General features: G+C 71.7%; 16 protein-coding genes. 10 read left to right on the forward strand and 6 right to left on the reverse strand.

Going from position 1 to position 15180, the window contains the following annotated elements; all coding sequences use genetic code 11:
• Positions 1–64: 64 nt before the first annotated feature.
• Together YWW_RS0116855 and YWW_RS0116860 are read left to right on the forward strand one after the other, a co-directional pair.
• Positions 65–685: a 5-formyltetrahydrofolate cyclo-ligase gene (locus YWW_RS0116855; protein ID WP_211228598.1), complete on the forward strand. Its 621-nt coding sequence runs from the start codon at positions 65–67 to the stop codon at positions 683–685.
• Between the two features lie 152 nt (positions 686–837).
• Positions 838–1143, forward strand: a complete 306-nt coding sequence (locus YWW_RS0116860; RefSeq protein WP_026931020.1) for an FmdB family zinc ribbon protein — start codon at positions 838–840, stop codon at positions 1141–1143.
• 3 nt (positions 1144–1146) lie between these two features.
• Here YWW_RS0116860 and YWW_RS0116865 read toward each other — a convergent pair whose 3' ends face one another.
• The 4 genes from YWW_RS0116865 to YWW_RS0116880 form a co-directional block, all read right to left on the reverse strand.
• Positions 1147–2100, reverse strand: coding sequence for a complex I subunit 1/NuoH family protein (locus YWW_RS0116865; protein WP_026931021.1), 954 nt, complete (start codon positions 2098–2100; stop codon positions 1147–1149).
• Positions 2093–2656: an NADH-quinone oxidoreductase subunit C gene (locus YWW_RS0116870; protein ID WP_026931022.1), complete on the reverse strand. Its 564-nt coding sequence runs from the start codon at positions 2654–2656 to the stop codon at positions 2093–2095. Before YWW_RS0116870 ends, YWW_RS0116865 begins: the two co-directional genes overlap by 8 nt.
• Before the next feature lie 30 nt (positions 2657–2686).
• Positions 2687–3199 carry an NADH-quinone oxidoreductase subunit B gene (locus tag YWW_RS31125; RefSeq protein ID WP_035701510.1) on the reverse strand — a complete coding sequence of 171 codons (513 nt, stop codon included), beginning with the start codon at positions 3197–3199 and terminating at the stop codon, positions 2687–2689.
• Positions 3200–3276: 77 nt separating this feature from the next.
• Positions 3277–3645, reverse strand: coding sequence for an NADH-quinone oxidoreductase subunit A (locus tag YWW_RS0116880; RefSeq protein ID WP_026931023.1), 369 nt, complete (start codon positions 3643–3645; stop codon positions 3277–3279).
• A gap of 484 nt (positions 3646–4129) precedes the next feature.
• Here YWW_RS0116880 and YWW_RS31130 point away from each other — a divergent pair, with 484 nt between their 5' ends.
• The 4 genes from YWW_RS31130 to YWW_RS0116900 all read left to right on the forward strand — a co-directional run bounded on the left by YWW_RS31130 (position 4130) and on the right by YWW_RS0116900 (position 8697).
• On the forward strand, positions 4130–4726 hold the full coding sequence (locus tag YWW_RS31130) for an RNA polymerase sigma factor (RefSeq protein WP_211228599.1): 597 nt from the start codon (positions 4130–4132) through the stop codon (positions 4724–4726).
• Complete coding sequence (locus YWW_RS0116890) at positions 4723–5604, forward strand: hypothetical protein (RefSeq protein WP_026931024.1); 882 nt, start codon at positions 4723–4725, stop codon at positions 5602–5604. The genes YWW_RS31130 and YWW_RS0116890 overlap by 4 nt, the downstream gene beginning before the upstream one ends.
• 155 nt (positions 5605–5759) lie before the next feature.
• Positions 5760–7664, forward strand: a complete 1905-nt coding sequence (locus YWW_RS0116895; RefSeq protein WP_051325938.1) for a 2-oxoacid:acceptor oxidoreductase subunit alpha — start codon at positions 5760–5762, stop codon at positions 7662–7664.
• The gene (locus YWW_RS0116900) at positions 7657–8697 is read left to right on the forward strand and encodes a 2-oxoacid:ferredoxin oxidoreductase subunit beta (RefSeq protein ID WP_051325939.1); all 1041 of its coding nucleotides are present in this window, start codon (positions 7657–7659) and stop codon (positions 8695–8697) included. The genes YWW_RS0116895 and YWW_RS0116900 overlap by 8 nt, the downstream gene beginning before the upstream one ends.
• A 41-nt stretch (positions 8698–8738) precedes the next feature.
• Here the strand turns inward: YWW_RS0116900 and YWW_RS0116905 are convergent, their stop codons facing one another.
• Positions 8739–9560, reverse strand: a complete 822-nt coding sequence (locus YWW_RS0116905) for an IclR family transcriptional regulator (RefSeq protein ID WP_051325940.1) — start codon at positions 9558–9560, stop codon at positions 8739–8741.
• A gap of 464 nt (positions 9561–10024) precedes the next feature.
• Here YWW_RS0116905 and YWW_RS31135 point away from each other — a divergent pair, with 464 nt between their 5' ends.
• The 4 genes from YWW_RS31135 (at position 10025) to YWW_RS0116925 (ending at position 13428) form a co-directional block, all read left to right on the forward strand.
• Positions 10025–11188, forward strand: coding sequence for an MFS transporter (locus YWW_RS31135; RefSeq protein WP_162145963.1), 1164 nt, complete (start codon positions 10025–10027; stop codon positions 11186–11188).
• Between the two features lie 72 nt (positions 11189–11260).
• Positions 11261–12253 (forward strand): polyprenyl synthetase family protein, encoded by a 993-nt coding sequence (locus YWW_RS0116915; RefSeq protein ID WP_245595446.1) that lies wholly within the window; start codon positions 11261–11263, stop codon positions 12251–12253.
• On the forward strand, positions 12254–12742 hold the full coding sequence (locus YWW_RS0116920) for a DUF1990 domain-containing protein (RefSeq protein ID WP_026931029.1): 489 nt from the start codon (positions 12254–12256) through the stop codon (positions 12740–12742).
• A gap of 131 nt (positions 12743–12873) precedes the next feature.
• The gene (locus YWW_RS0116925) at positions 12874–13428 is read left to right on the forward strand and encodes a hypothetical protein (RefSeq protein WP_155830218.1); all 555 of its coding nucleotides are present in this window, start codon (positions 12874–12876) and stop codon (positions 13426–13428) included.
• Between the two features lie 261 nt (positions 13429–13689).
• Here the strand turns inward: YWW_RS0116925 and YWW_RS0116930 are convergent, their stop codons facing one another.
• A complete protein-coding gene (locus YWW_RS0116930) occupies positions 13690–14622 on the reverse strand; it encodes a phosphotransferase family protein (protein WP_026931031.1) in 933 nt (310 codons plus the stop codon).
• Positions 14623–15180: the final 558 nt, after the last annotated feature.

Genomic DNA, 15180 nt, shown 5'->3' on the forward strand with positions numbered 1-15180 from the left:
ACGAGATATATTCTCCATTCGGTGGAAACCACCGAGGTGAACCGCTATCGCAATGAGGAGCATCGTGATCACAACGAAGGACACCGCCCGGACGCGGCTGCTGGACGCCCGCAGGGCGATGCCGGCGGCGGCGCGCGAGGCGGCCGACGCGGCGACATGGAACGCCTTGCGGGACTTTCTGAGCGAGGCGCTGAGCGAGGGCGCGACAGTGGCCGCGTACCGGCCGTTCGGCGCCGAGCCGTGCGCGACGCTGCGGCCCGAACTGCCCGAGCTGCTCACCGAGCGCTACACGGTGCTGCTTCCGGTCACCTTGCCCGACAACGACCTCGACTGGACCGAACTCGGTTCCGAAGTGCCCCATACGGGTTCGTCGAATCGGCCGTGGAGCGGCGTGGCGCTGACCGGGCCCCGCGGCGTCGAGGCCGTCGCGCCCGCCTGCGGGGCCGAGGCGATCGGGCGGGCCGAGGCCGTCATCGTGCCCGGCCTGGCCGTCTCACATGGCGGAATCAGGCTGGGGCGGGGCGGCGGCTGCTACGACCGGGCGCTGGCGCGCCTGGCGCCGGGGGTGCCGGTGGTGGCGCTGCTGCGCGACGGCGAGTTCGGCCTCGACGTGCCCGCCGAGCGGCACGACCGCCCGGTCACCGGCGTGGTGACCCCGGGCTCGGGCTACACGGCGGCGGGGTAGTCGGGCGCCGTCGAGGAACCGGTCACTGCCAGGCGGGATGGGATTAGCACTCCAGTGTGTTGAGTGCTAATGTCGATCCGGGTCTGAGCGCGACCCGGTTTCGGCGGCGCCCCCAGACCGCCGATGGAGCCCGCCACCGCTGGAGGAGAGACGTGCCTGTCTACGAATACCGCTGCAAGGAGTGCGGTTACGAGTTCGACCGCCACCAGTCGTTCACCGAAGCGCGCCTGACCGACTGCCCCTCCTGCGAGGCGAAAGGCGCCCTGCGCAAGGTCTTCGGCAACGTCGGTGTCACCTTCAAAGGCAGCGGCTTCTACCGCACCGACTCCCGTTCGACCGGTTCGAGCTCCTTGAGCGCCAACGGCTCCCAGAACGGCGCGAAGAAGACCGAGAAGTCCGAGAGCACCGCTGGGAGCGAGGCGAAGCCCGCGGCGAAGAGCGAGTCGAAGGCCGCCTGAGCCTCAGTTCAGCGCGAGCGCGACGGCCGTCGTGAGCACGAGCTGCGCGAGCGCGAGCGGCACCAGGCCCTTCCAGCACAGCGACTGGATCTGGTCGACCCGCAGGCGCGGCCACGCCACGCGCAGCCAGATGACGACCATCGACAGCGCGCCGGTCTTCAGCAGCGTCCACAGCCAGCCGAGCGACTCGGGCCCCGGCCCCTTCCAGCCGCCGAGGAACAGCACCGCCGTCAGCGCCGAGATCACGACGATCCCGGCGTACTCGGCTAGGAGCAGCAGCGCGAACCGCAGCCCGGCGTACTCGGTGAGGTAGCCGAACACCAGCTCCGAGTCGGCCACCGGCGCGTCGAACGGCGGCCTGCGGATCTCGGCGAGCCCGGCGGTGAAGAACACGAACGCCGCCGGCGCCTGCCACAGCAGCCACCACGGCTCCCACGCCTCGACGATCGCCGGCAGGCTCAGCGTCCCGGCCGCGACGGCGACGGACGCGGCGGCCAGCACCAGCGGCAGCTCGTAGGCCATGAGCTGCGCGGCGCCGCGCAGCGCCCCGACGAGCGTGTACTTGTTGGCCGAGGCCCACCCGGCCATGAGCACGGCCAGCACCCCGACGCCCACGAGCGCGAGCACGACGAACAGGCCCATCTCCAGGCTCGAGCCGACGAGGTCGCCGGGCCCGAGCGGGATGAACAGCATCACCAGCAGGTAGGGGACGAGCGCGACGGCCGGCGCGAGCTTGAAGACCGGCTTGTCGGCCGCGTCGGGGACGAGGTCCTCCTTCTGCGCGAACTTGACGCCGTCGGCGATGAGCTGGGCCCAGCCGTGGAAGCGTCCGGCGTGCATCGGTCCGAGGCGGCCCTGCATGTGGGCCATGAGCTTGTGCTCGGTCTGGCCGACCAGGAGCGGCAGGACCAGGAACGCGGCCATGACGCCGAGGAGTTTGAGCGCGATCTCAAGCATCGTCCATCCACCCTTCCGGCACGCCCGGCGGGCGCTTGGGGGCGCGCTTGCGCGGGCCTGCACGGCCGCCGCCGGGCTCCTTCTCGCCCGGCCAGGGTTTGACGACGCGGGAGGCGAGCACGAAGTCCTTGCGCAGCGGGTGGCCTTCGAACTCGGGCGGCAGCAGCAGCGGCGCCAGGCCCGGGTGCCCGGCGAAGTCGACCCCGAACATCTCGTGGGTCTCGCGCTCGTGCCAGGCCGCGCCGGGGTAGAGGCCGGTGACGGTCTCGAGCGGGCCGTCGGCGGCGGTCCTGAGCAGCACGCCGCGCCTGGCCGCGATCGACCACAGGTGCGCGACGACCCTGATCACGGCGCCGGAGTCCTCGTTCTCCCGCCCGATCCCGCTCTCATCGACGGCCGAGAGCCAGTCGAAGAAGTCGCAGCCGAGCTCGTCGCGGCAGACGCGGACGGCCTCGTGCCAGCCGGCGGGCGGGACCTCGGCGACCGCGCGCGGCCCGTCGGCGGCGGTCTCGACGCCGAGAGCCGCGGCGACGCGGTCCTCCCACGGCTCAGGCATCGCGGCCCGCCTTCCGGTGCGATGCGGCGCTCATGCGGCGTCGCGCTTCCGCAGCGGGGCCCTCAGGAGCGCGGCGGCGCGGCCCTTCGGCGGCCGGGGCACCCGCAGCGGCTCCTCGCCGATCTGCTTCTGGAGCTCGCCGATGCCGTACAGCAGCGCCTCGGGCCGCGGCGGGCAGCCGGGGATGTACACGTCCACCGGGATGATCTGGTCGACGCCCTTGGTGACACAGTAGGAGTCCCAGTACGGGCCGCCGGAGTTGGAGCAGGCCCCGAAGGAGATGACGTACTTCGGTTCGGGCATCTGGTCGTAGAGGCGCTTGATCGCCGGGGCCATCTTGTCGGTGACCGTGCCGGAGACGACCATGAGGTCGGCCTGGCGCGGCGAGTGCGCGAAGGGGATGACGCCGAGGCGCATGAAGTCGTGCCTGCTCATCGAGGCGGCGATGAACTCGATCGCGCAGCACGCCAGCCCGAAGTTGAACACCCACAGCGAATAGCGGCGCCCCCAGTTGAGGACGAAGCGGATCGGCTCGCCGAGCACGCCCGCCCCATTGCCGTCGGCGAGCTTGCGAGCCGCGAATGCGCTCGAGCCGTCGGCGCGGGCGGGGAACGGCAGCTTCACGCCCACCGGAGCACCCCCTTCCTCCACGCGTAGGCCAGGCCGAGGGCCAGCACGCCGACGAACAGGCCCATCTCGGCCGCCGCGACCGCGCCGAACGCGGTGAACACCGCGGCCCACGGGAACAGGAACACCGCCTCCACGGCGAACAGCACGAACAGGAACGCGTACACGTAATAGCGGATCTGCACCTGCGCCCAGTCCCCGCCCACCGGGTCCACGCCGCATTCGTAGGTCATGCCCTTCACCTTCGACGGCGCAGAGGGCCGCAGCAGGCGGTTCGCCGTCATCGCGGCGGCCACGAACGCGAAGCCGGCCAGCAGCAGCACCCCGAATACGGCGTAGTCGCCCAGGTGGGAGGAGTCCATGCACTCACCATAGTGCGCTGCGCCGCTTGAGGGAAGCCGTCCGGGGCGGCGGATCGCGGACGGGGCGGCGGCAAATATTCCTCCGCATACCGCAACCGCGAGCCTCGGCGGGGCGTGTAAGTGTGCGAAGAGGAATTGCGGCGAGTCCGACGATATTGGACACCGCACGACGAACGGACGGCCGCCTCGCGCGGCCGTGGAGGAATGACGCATGACCGCCGCCAGCGCACCGACGCGGCGCCGCGCCCGGCGGCGACCGGCCCGCCGACCGTGCGCGCACCGCTCCCCGCGCGGTGCCGCCCCGGAGACGGCCGGGCCCCCGCTCCCCTCCCCCGACGCGTACCGTCGGGGAGTGGGGCCGACGCCCCTCGGGGGCACCCCGCCTCGATTCGCCGCGACTTCGGACGCGACAATGGAGGCCGCCGGGTTCGCCCGCCCGGAGACGAATGCTGCCCTTGTCCCCCCTACCTGTGCTGGAGCGGATGTGCGAACGGAGGCGGAGTTCACCGACCTCTACGAGAACCACTTCTCGGAACTCGCTGCTCAGGTGTGCGCCTATCTCGGCGACTCGACCGAATCGCAGGACCTCGTCCAGGAGGCGTTCCTGCGGGCGTGGCAGCGCTGGGACAAGGTCGGCTCGTACGAGGAACCGGTCGCGTGGGTCCGCCGCGTGGCCTGGAACCTCGCCACCAGCCGCCACCGCCGCAACCAGGTGGTGCGCAAGTTCCTCCAGAAGTCGTCCCCGCCCGAGCCCGCGCCCGCGGCGAGCCCCGACCACGTGGCCCTGGTCGCGGCCCTCCAGCAGGTGCCCGCCAAACGCCGCAAAGCGCTCGTCCTGCACTACATGGCCGACATGTCGATCGCCTCGATCGCCGAGAGCACCGGCGCGAAGGAGGGCACCGTCAAGTCCTGGCTCCACCGGGGCCGCCGCGAACTGGCCGCGCTGCTCTCCGACGAGGCCCCCGAGAAAGCCGACCCCGACACGATGCCGATCCGCATCCGCCCGCTCCGGACCACCGGCACCGCCAAGGTGCCCCGCCCGCAGAGCCACCGAGCATCCGTGAAGGAGGACCGCCGATGAACGCCGAACAGCACGGCGACGACGTCGCAGGGCCGCGCGACGACGCGGTCGCGGCGGCCTTCGCGGCCTACAAGGCGGACGCCCCGGCGGCCTTCCCGCCCCCGCCGGTCGACGAGCTGATCATGTCCGGCCCGGCCGCGCTGCGGCGCCGCCGCCTCGTCTCCCTCGCCGCGGTCGTCGGCGCCTGCACGGCCGTCACCGCCGGCGGCTTCGCCGTCGCCCAGACCCTCGGCTCGCTCCCCTCCCAGCCCGACGAGGACTCCGCGGAGACCGTCGCGCAGGGGCCGTCCTCTTCGGATCACACGCCCGGCGCGCAGCTGGACGACCCGGCGACCCCCCAGGTCGAGGACGAGTCGCCGAGCGCCGAGGACACCGAGGCCTCCGTCGTCATCGGCCAGTCCGTGCGCGTCGCCGAATGGGGCGAGTGCGCCGGCGGGGTCCTCGACGTCGACTTCGGGACCTGGGAGTTCACCGAGGAGACCGACTGGTCGATCGTGGCGAACGCCGGCGGCGACATCGACGGCGACCAGAGCCCCGAGACGATCCTGGCCCTCCAGTGCGGCGAGCGGACCGCGGTGGCGGCGTTCACCCCGGCCGCGGACGGCCTCGAGCACCTCGCGTGGGTCTGGCGGCAGCCAGACGAGTCACAGCGGTTCTCAGAGATCGCGGGCGTCGAGGACGGGACGATTACACTCCAAGGGCTCGGCGCCGCCTCCGAGACCTGGACGGCGCGCTATGAGTGGGACGGGGAGGCCTTCGTCGCGATCGACGACGCGCCCACCACCGAACCGAGCTCGTCCGCGACCACGGCGACTCCCGATCCGGGCGAGACCCAGACCACACAGGCGTCGCCGACGGACGGCGGACAGGTGTCCTGAAGGGCCGGCCGGAACCCCATATCCCACAAGGTGAGAGATGGTGCGTCCGGCTGTGTCGCCTAGGTCGCGCAGTGGACGCATGGCTGGCACGGGAAGCCGTCCCCCGCGTAGCATCGCAGTAAGCGGACCTGCGGAGCCCGGCTCCGGCAGCCCGAATGCACACCGCACGACCGCGCGTGCCCGTCAACCCGCATGAGGAGAACTTGGTGAACACCGTCCGGCAGCTCGACCGGGTCGTCATCCGCTTCGCAGGGGACTCCGGCGACGGCATGCAACTCACCGGAGACCGATTCACGGCCGAGACCGCCAAGCTCGGCAACGACCTCTCCACCCTCCCGAACTACCCCGCCGAGATCCGCGCGCCCGCCGGGACCCTCCCGGGCGTCTCGAGCTTCCAGATCCACTTCGCGGACTCCGACATCCTCACCCCCGGCGACGAGCCCGAGGTCCTCGTGGCGATGAACCCGGCCGCCCTCAAGGCGAACCTGCGCGACCTCAAGTCCGGCGGCGTCGTCATCGTCAACACCGACGAGTTCTCCAAGCGCAACCTCACCAAGGTCGGCTACGGGGCCAACCCGCTCGAGGACGGCTCGCTCGACGACTACCAGCTCATCGAGGTGCCGCTGACCAGCCTCACCATCGGCGCGCTCGAGGACTACGACATCGGCAAGAAGGACGCGGCGCGCTCGAAGAACATGTTCGCGCTCGGCCTGCTGTCGTGGATGTACTCGCGCACCACCGAGGTCACCGAGGACTTCCTGCTCAAGAAGTTCGCGGCCAAGCCCGCGATCGCCGAGGCCAACATCGCCGCGCTCAAGGCCGGCTGGAACTACGGCGAGACCGCCGAGTCCTTCGCCGTCCGCTTCGAGATCCCCCCGGCGACGCTCCCGGCCGGCACCTACCGCAACATCACCGGCAACCAGGCCCTGGCCTGGGGCGTCATCGCCGCCGGCGTCGCCTCCGAGCTGCCGGTGTTCCTCGGGGCCTACCCGATCACCCCGGCCAGCGACATCCTCCACGAGCTGTCCAAGCACAAGCGCTTCGGCGTCACCACCGTGCAGGCCGAGGACGAGATCGCCGCGGCCGGCGCGGCCCTGGGCGCCTCGTGGGGCGGCGCGCTGGGCGTCACCACCTCCTCGGGCCCGGGCGTCGCGCTCAAGTCCGAGACGATCTCCCTGGCCGTCTCGCTCGAGCTGCCGCTGGTCGTCATCGACGTGCAGCGCGCCGGGCCCAGCACGGGCATGCCCACCAAGACCGAGCAGGCCGACCTGATGATGGCCATGTTCGGCCGCCACGGCGAGGCCCCGATCGCGATCGTCGCCCCGCAGTCCCCCTCGGACTGCTTCGACGCGATGCTCGAGGCCACCCGCATGGCCCTGCGCTACCGCACCCCGGTCATGCTCCTGAGCGACGGCTACATCGCCAACGGCGCCGAGCCGTGGCGCCTGCCGGACCTGGCCGATCTGCCGGACCTGTCGGTCGATTTCGCGACCGAGGCGAACGCGGTCGACGCCGCCGGCGAGCCGGCGTTCTGGCCGTTCAAGCGCGACCCCGAGACGCTGGCCCGCCCCTTGGCCCTCCCCGGCACGCCGGGCCTCCAGCACCGCATCGGCGGCATCGAGAAGGCCGACGGCACCGGCGACATCTCCTACGACCCGGCCAACCACGACCACATGGTCCGCACCCGCGCGGCCAAGATCGCCGGGATCCCCGTCCCCGACCTCGACGTCGACGACCCGGGCGACGCCCGCGTCCTCGTCCTCGGCTGGGGCTCGACGTGGGGCCCGATCGGCGCGGCCGTCCGCGGCCTGCGCGACAAGGGCGTCGCGATCGCCCGAGCGCACCTGCGCTACCTCAACCCGATGCCGGCGAACCTCGGGGAGGTCCTGGCCCGCTACGACAAGGTCGTCGTGCCCGAGATGAACCTCGGCCAGCTCTCGCTGCTGCTGCGCGGCTCCTTCCCCGGCGTGGACGTCGTCGGCTACAACAAGGTGCGCGGCCTGCCGTTCACCTCCAACGAACTGCAGGACGCCCTGGAGGAGGTCATCAAGAATGGCTGACACTGCGAAGCTCGGCGGCGCCGTGAAACTGGACGCGCCGAAGCTGAAGGCCAAGGACTTCAAGTCGAGCCAGGAGGTGCGCTGGTGCCCCGGCTGCGGCGACTACGCGATCCTGGCCGCGGTCCAGTCGTTCCTGCCCGAGCTGGGCCTCGAACGCGAGAAGATCGCGTTCGTCTCCGGCATCGGCTGCTCCTCGCGGTTCCCGTACTACCTGAACACGTACGGGATCCACTCGATCCACGGCCGCGCCCCGGCGATCGCGACGGGCCTGGCCACCTCCCGGCAGGACCTGTCGGTGTGGGTGGTGACCGGCGACGGCGACGCGCTCTCGATCGGCGGCAACCACCTCATCCACGCCCTGCGGCGCAACGTGAACCTGAAGATCCTGCTGTTCAACAACCGGATCTACGGGCTCACCAAGGGCCAGTACTCCCCCACCTCGGAGCCGGGCAAGCTCACCAAGTCCAGCCCGATGGGCTCGGTGGACTCGCCGTTCAACCCGCTCTCGCTCGCTCTGGGCTCGGAGGCCACGTTCGTGGCCCGCACGCTCGACTCGGACCGGGCCCACCTCCAGCAGGTGCTGCGGGCCGCCGCCGAGCACGAGGGCTCGGCGTTCGTGGAGATCTACCAGAACTGCCCGATCTTCAACGACGACGCGTTCGAGACGCTGAAGAACCCCGACACGCGCGACGAGGCCCTGATCCGCCTGGAGGACGGGCAGCCGATCAGGTTCGGCGACAAGGCCGTCGTCCAGTCCGGCTACGGCCTGGAGGTCAGGGACGCCGCCGAGGTCGACGAGGCCGACGTCGTCGTCCACAAGTCCGACGTGGACGACCCGGCGTACGCCTTCGCGCTCTCGCGCCTGTCGGGCACGGAGCTGGACCACACGCCGATCGGCGTGTTCCGCAGCGTGCGGCGCCCGACTTACGACGACCTGGTCCGCGGCCAGGTCGACCAGGCCTCGGAGGGCGTCGACCGCCGCGAGGCCCTGGACCGCCTGCTGCACTCCGGTGACACCTGGGCGGTCCTGTAAAGCCCACAGGCGAGCGGCCGGCCCCTGGCGGGGCCGCCGCCTCACAGCAGCGGCTGGAGTTCGACGGCCGCGCGGCGCAGCCGCTTGGTGAGGACCGGCCAGAACCGGCCGATGTCCGACAGCGGCATGGCCGCGGCCAGCACGACCCGGTCGGCCGGGTCGTCGGCGTCGCGCACGACGACCGCGGCGCAGCCGACGCCGTCCTGGAACTGGCCCATCTCGGCGTACACGCCGGACTCGGAGTAGACCATCAGGTCGTGCTCGAGCGCCTCGGGCTCGGTCAGGGTCTTCCCGGTGAAGCGGCGCATCCCGGCGGCCTTGAGGAACATGGCGCGCTCGGTGAACTGGAGCGTCGCCAACAGGGCCTTGCCGAGCGCGGTGGCGTGGGCGCCGTCGTCGAAGCCGACGATGAGGTCCTCGACGTGCGGGCTGCGGTTGCCCTCGGTCACGGAGGTGACGGCGGGGCGGCCCTCGACGAACTTCGCGACGAAGGTCGAATAGCCCGTCTCGCTCGACATGCGTCGCATGAAGTCGCCGCAGGTGCGCGGACCCGCCATGGCCTGCGCCAGCTCGGAGTAGCGGTCGGAGACCTCCAGGCCCAGAGAGTAGCGGCCGGCGGCGTCGCGGCGCAGGTAGCGCTCGTAGACGAGCGTGCGCAGCAGGTTGTACGCCGTGGCCCGGTTGAGCTTGCACTCGAAGGCGATGCGCTGGGCCGACACGCCGCCGGAGTGGCGGCCGACGATTTCCATGATGCGCAGCGCGCGCTGGACGCTCTGGATCATCTTGGTCGGCTCGTCGCTGCCACGGGGGCGGATGCCGCCGTGTTTCCGCAGCCTGTCATCGGGTCGCCGCTGCTCCACCATGCTGCCGCTCCATTTGCCACCTGACGCGTCCACCTGCCTCGCGGCGGGCGGAAAGCCCTTTTCACGCCGCATGGACAGTGAATCTAACTATATAAACAACCGCTGCTTGCGTCGGCCTCCCGCACCGGGCAGTATCAACGTGTCAGCACCGTTCGAGACTCGGCTTCAGCCGGGTGCCGAACAATATCCGCGGCGACGGCGGCGAGTCCCCACCAACTTCCCCGCCGTTGCCGCGGTCATACACACCACATATGCGAAGTGCGGCGGCTCCTCCCACCAGGGCCGCCGCACTTCGTCGTGTTCAACGGTCTTCAGGGCCGCACCGGCGGTCTACTCGCCAGTACGCCGAGTCCAACGGTTGCACACGGCGTACGCCACGTCAAGGTACGACCGGACGCTTCACCCGATTATGTGACACCCGTTCACCCCTGGGCCGGGCGATACTGCGGAGTACGGTTGCCACCGTGCCGACCGTGAACGCCCCGAAGCCGTCCTCGACCGTCGCCACCGCGTTGTGCGTCACCGTCGCCGTCGTCATGCCGGTGTTCCTCTTCGGCGGCCTCGCCGTGCAGATCACCGACGAGCTGCACATGGGCGTCGGCGCGATCGGCCTGATCGCCGGGCTCTACTTCGCCGTCTGCGGGCTGACCGCCGTCCCCGCCGGGCGATGCGTCGAACGCTTCGGCGTCCCGTTCGCCGCCCGCCTCGCCGTCGGCCTCACCGCCGGCTCGATGCTCGCCATCGCCGCCGCCGCGCACGACCCGGTCGTCCTCACCGCCCTGCTGCTGCTCAGCGCGCCCGCCAACGGCCTGGGGCAGATCGCCGCCAACACCGTCCTCGCCGACTGGGCCCCCAAGCGCCGCAAGGGGATGCTGTTCGGCGCCAAGCAGGCGGCGGTGCCGCTGTGCACCATGCTCGGCGGGCTCAGCGTCCCGGCCGTCGCACTCACCTTCGGGTGGCGGTGGGCGTTCGTCGCCGCAGCCGCCTTCGCGCTGCTCGCCCTCGTGCCCGTCGCCGGGCTCGGCCCTCTGGCGCCGCACGGGCGCCGCGGCGGCGACGGCAGGGGCGCCGACCGGCGGCTGCTCGTCCTGGCCGTCGCCGTGTGCCTGGGCTCGGGCGCCGCCAACCCGCTCGGGTCGTTCCTGACGACGTACGCGGTCGACATCGGCGCCTCGGAGGCCTTCGCCGGGCTCAACCTCACCGTCGGCGGCCTCGCCGGCGTCATCGCCCGCGTCGCCGTCGGCGCGATCGCCGACCGGCGCGGCGGCGAGCTCGGCCTCATCACCGTCATGCTCCTCGGCGGCGCCGCGGGCATCGCCACGTTCACGGCCGGGCAGCCGTGGCTGCTGCCGCTGGGCACCGCCGCGGGCTTCGCGCTCGGCTGGGCGTGGCCGGGGCTGATGAACTTCGCCGTCACCAAGCGGTACCCCCACGCGCCCGCCGCGGCGTCCTCGATCACCCAGACCGGCGTCTACGCCGGGGGCGCGGTGGGGCCGATCGCGTTCGGCCTCATCGCCGACCACGGCGGCTGGAACGCCGCCTGGATCGCCGCGTGCGCCGCCATGGCCGCGGCGGCCGCGCTCATCGTCCTCGCCGGCGCCGGACGCGCCGCCGAACCCGGACGCTGACGCGACCCACGCCTCGGACGGGATTCCCGCCCCGTCCTCGCTCAGACACGCGCACGATAAAGTGAGCCTGTGGTGACCACCGGAAGTGCCCAGACCGCGCTGAGCTTTACCGACGCGGCCTTCGCCGAGCAGATGCGAGAGGCCCTCGACGCCGTGGAGGAGCGGCTTCTCAAGGCCGTCGACACGAACCAGCCGCTGCTGCGCCAGTCCGGCTCCCACCTCATCAACGCCGGCGGGAAGCGCTTCCGCCCCATGCTCACCATCGCCTGCTCGCATTTCGGCGACCCGGCCGGGCCCGGCGTCCTGGACGCGGCGGTCGCGCTCGAGCTCACCCACCTGGCGACGCTCTACCACGACGACGTCATGGACGAGGCCTCCGTGCGCCGCGGCGCGCCCAGCGCCAACGCCCGCTGGGACAACTCGGTGGCGATCCTCACCGGCGACTACCTGTTCAGCCAGGCCGCGCAGATCATGGCCGAGCTCGGCCCCGACGCGGTGCGCATCCAGGCGTCGACGTTCGCGCGGCTCGTGCGCGGCCAGATCAACGAGACCATGCCCCGGCCCGAGGGGATGGACGCGATCGAGTGGCACCTGGACATCCTCTCGGAGAAGACCGGCTCGCTCATCGCCACGTGCGCGAAGTTCGGCGCCTGGTTCGCCGGCGCGAGCGAGGAGACCATCGCGACCGCCGAGAAGTTCGGCGAGGTGATCGGCGTGGCGTTCCAGATCGCCGACGACATCATCGACGTCGCCTCCGACCAGTCCGGCAAGACGCCGGGCACCGACCTGCTCGAAGGCGTCCCGACGCTTCCGGTGCTCTACGCGCTGGCGGGGACGGACCCGGCCGAGGCGCGGCTGCGCGAACTGGTGTCGGGGCCGGTGCCCGAGGCGGAGCTGCCGGAGGCGCTGGCGCTGCTGCGCGCCTCGCGCGCGCTGGAGGAGGCGAAGGCGACGCTGCACCAGTACCAGGAGCGGGCCAGGGGCCTGGCCGCGTCGCTGCCGGACGGGCAGGCCCGCCAGGCCCTGATCGACATCTGCGACTTCATGATCCAGCGGGAAGCCTGAGTGGACCTGAAGGTCAACTACCCCGAGGCCGGGGCGACGCGCGGGGCCGAGCTGCCCGCGGGGTACCGGCATCTGGAGGTGTCGACCGGGCTGGACGCCCCGCTGGAGGCGGCCGCCGAGGTCCTGATGACGTGGCGGCTGCACGAACGCTGCGGCTACCGGCCGGTCGCGAGCGCACCGCGGGCGGCGGCGGGAGTCGAGGTGACCTTGGCGTTCGCGTGGACGCGGATGCCGTGCCAGGTGGTGTGGGCGGTCGAGTCGGCGGAGCGGTGCGGCTTCGCGTACGGCTCGATGGACGGCCACTTCGAACGCGGCGAGGCCGCGTTCGTCCTGGACGCCTCGGAGGGCCGGACGCGCTTCACGGTCAGGTCCTTCTCACGGCCGGGCCACTGGGCGTCGAGGCTCGGCGGGCCGGTCGCGCGGGCGATCCAGACGCGGTTCACCGGGCGGTTCCTGAGCGAGATGCGCTCGGCCTGCGCGGAGCGCTAGACCCCGCCTGTCGAGCCACCTTCGGCCGTCCGGCCGATGCACAGGTGGCGACGGTTCGATAGGGTTCATATCGCCGCCCCGGCCCCAGCTCGGCGGCGGGACCTCCGCCGCCCCGGTTCCTTAGGAGCGCAGTGAAAGCCAGCCGAAACGGGCCTTCCCTGACCAAACCGAACACCGTGCGCGTGGCACAGGCCCTGATCTGGCTCGAATTCGCGGCCATCGTCGGCCTGTACGCGCTCGGCCTGAACTTCGTCCTGGCCGCCACGACGGCCACCGCCAGCGACGAGACCACGACCGAGGTGCTGCTCGCGGGCGGCGCCGAGCGGTGGATCCTGGTGCTCATCTCGACCGCGGTGACGCTCTCGCTGCCGGTGATCGCCACCCAGCTGGGACGCCGGAACGGCTCGGCGATCGCGGCGGCCTGGTACGCGCTGGCGTTCGTGCCGTTCTGCATGTACGTGTGGGTGGTCGCCCGCGCCTACATGGCGACCTTCCCGGACGGCCCGGAGTTCTTCGTGAGCGCGGGGGTGATGCTGGCGGTGTGCGCCTCGATGCCGACGGCGATCCTGCTGTGCCTGGCCTCACCGTCGTCGCGGGCCTGGTTCAGAGCCGAGGAGAAGGCCGAAGCGCCGAAGGCGGCATCGGAGAAGCCCAGGGAACTCGTGGGCAGCGGCGCGGCCCGCTGATAGACGGGGCCGAACGGGGGATGGTCCCGCGCGGGCAGATGCGGACCCGCAGCTGAGCGCTGCTCACGGCGGCGCTTCAAGGAGTGTTCTTCGTCTGCGTGCGCGGTGGGGTGCGCCCGGCATGCGACCGGGACCGACCCAACGACCGGTGGGCGGTCGTTAGCCGCACGCGCGCATAGTCAAGCGACAGCTCGCCGACCCCACCGAATGCGCCATGCTCGGCCTCAGGGGGATGTCGCACGCCATCGCCGCCGGCGACGGTCAGCGAAGCGCGTGCAGCTCGTCGAGAGCGCGATGGCCGCGCTCGACCACCGCTGGAACGGCATCGTGGCGCCGGTGGCGGACGGGGATCTCGAGCATGTGGAGGATCTGCGCCGCCGCGAGCACCGCCGCCTGCTCCCAGCCGACCAGGTCGAGGTTCCTCGCCCACAGCCGCCTTCGGACATCGTCCAGCAGCGGATCGGAGAAGGCGCACCACACCAGGGTGGTGAGATCGATCGCCCGCGTGCCGCTCCCGGCGTTCCCGATGTCCACGACCGCCACCACCGCTCCGTTGCGGACCAGGACATTGCCGGGGGTGGCGAGATCGGCATGGACCATGTCAGGTGCCTGTAGCGGTGGTGGGACGTCGGCGCACACCAGCCGCAGGCGCTCGACCAAGGCCGACACCTCCGAGGAATACCCCGCAAGCCCGGCCAGGGAGCGGCGCAGACGCGACTGCTCGAGCGTCTGGTCGGCGACATCCGGTGCCTGACCGGTGGCGACCCGCCAGGCGTACGACCAGTGGTCGTAGGGCTCGCAGGCCCCGCCGGCCTGGAGTTCGATGATCGCCGTCAGCTGCTCGAGGAGGGACGGGGTCAACTCTGGCGCGGGAGCCGCGTCGACGAGGTCCATCAGATGCCATACGTGCGTGGCGGTGGCCCCCACGCCGAGCCAGGCCGGGGTGGGATAGCCGCGCCCGCGCATGTGCTCGACCACCCTCTGGGCCCGCAACGTCTCGTCCAAGTGGCCCGGATGCGCCCGGGGCACTGCCTTGAGCACCGCGTCTGCTCTTCCGGCCAACCGGACGCGCACCGCACCCCCGTTGACGCCTCCGGGCAGGCGAGCGCGAACAGTGACCTGGGCCCCGACCGCGCCGGCCACGTCGTCCAGGACCTCGGCCGGCAGCGCTTCGGGGTTGGTCCCCTGGTTCATGCTTGCGGAGTGTACGCCTGGTGGCGTAGAGACCGCTGAACACTGAACTGGCCGAACCACGACGACATCCAGCGTTCGCGCCCCTCTGCGCGAGCGCATTCATGCTGCGGCATGGCCGCGCGGGTGTGGCAGCACCCATGAGCATGGCGATGTCCTCGGAGGTGGCGGCGTGATGGCCGGGCGGGTGTGGGTGGTCTCGGGCTCGGTGGGTGGTCGCTGTCCGAGCGGGCGGCGACGACCAGGCGGCGGCGCGAGGAGGGGTCTTCGTCTGGGTGTGCGTTGGGGTGGGGCTTCGANCGGGCGGCGACGACGAGGTGGGTGGGGGGGCGGGGTCGCTGTTCGGCGGCAGGGCCGGTCGTCTTCCCTCTCCTTGCGCGGCAAGGATTTCGGGGGGGGGGACGTGAGGGTTCTTGCCCGCTTGGGGTGATGGCGTTCGGTCTGTGGCCTGGGATGATTGGTGTATAGCACGAGGAAGCGGAAAGAGCAGGTCCGTTCGGATCACCAAGGGGGTGTGGCATGGCGGCAGCGAGGCAGCCCAGCAGGAGCGAGCGGTCCGAG

It is taken from the genome of Glycomyces tenuis DSM 44171 (genome assembly GCF_000427885.1).
Taxonomy (GTDB): Bacteria; Actinomycetota; Actinomycetes; order Mycobacteriales; family Micromonosporaceae; genus Glycomyces; species Glycomyces tenuis.

Bases quoted from the DNA above. Each gene is read 5' to 3' on its own strand.
- YWW_RS0116865 (WP_026931021.1), bottom strand. From the start codon at position 2,100: ATGCTTGAGATCGCGCTCAAACTCCTCGGCGTCATGGCCGCGTTCCTG.
- YWW_RS0116870 (WP_026931022.1), bottom strand. From the start codon at position 2,656: ATGCCTGAGCCGTGGGAGGACCGCGTCGCCGCGGCTCTCGGCGTCGAG.
- YWW_RS0116880 (WP_026931023.1), bottom strand. From the start codon at position 3,645: ATGGACTCCTCCCACCTGGGCGACTACGCCGTATTCGGGGTGCTGCTG.
- YWW_RS0116890 (WP_026931024.1), top strand. From the start codon at position 4,723: ATGAACGCCGAACAGCACGGCGACGACGTCGCAGGGCCGCGCGACGAC.
- YWW_RS0116895 (WP_051325938.1), top strand. From the start codon at position 5,760: ATGCACACCGCACGACCGCGCGTGCCCGTCAACCCGCATGAGGAGAAC.
- YWW_RS0116900 (WP_051325939.1), top strand. From the start codon at position 7,657: ATGGCTGACACTGCGAAGCTCGGCGGCGCCGTGAAACTGGACGCGCCG.
- YWW_RS0116905 (WP_051325940.1), bottom strand. From the start codon at position 9,560: ATGGTGGAGCAGCGGCGACCCGATGACAGGCTGCGGAAACACGGCGGC.
- YWW_RS0116930 (WP_026931031.1), bottom strand. From the start codon at position 14,622: ATGAACCAGGGGACCAACCCCGAAGCGCTGCCGGCCGAGGTCCTGGAC.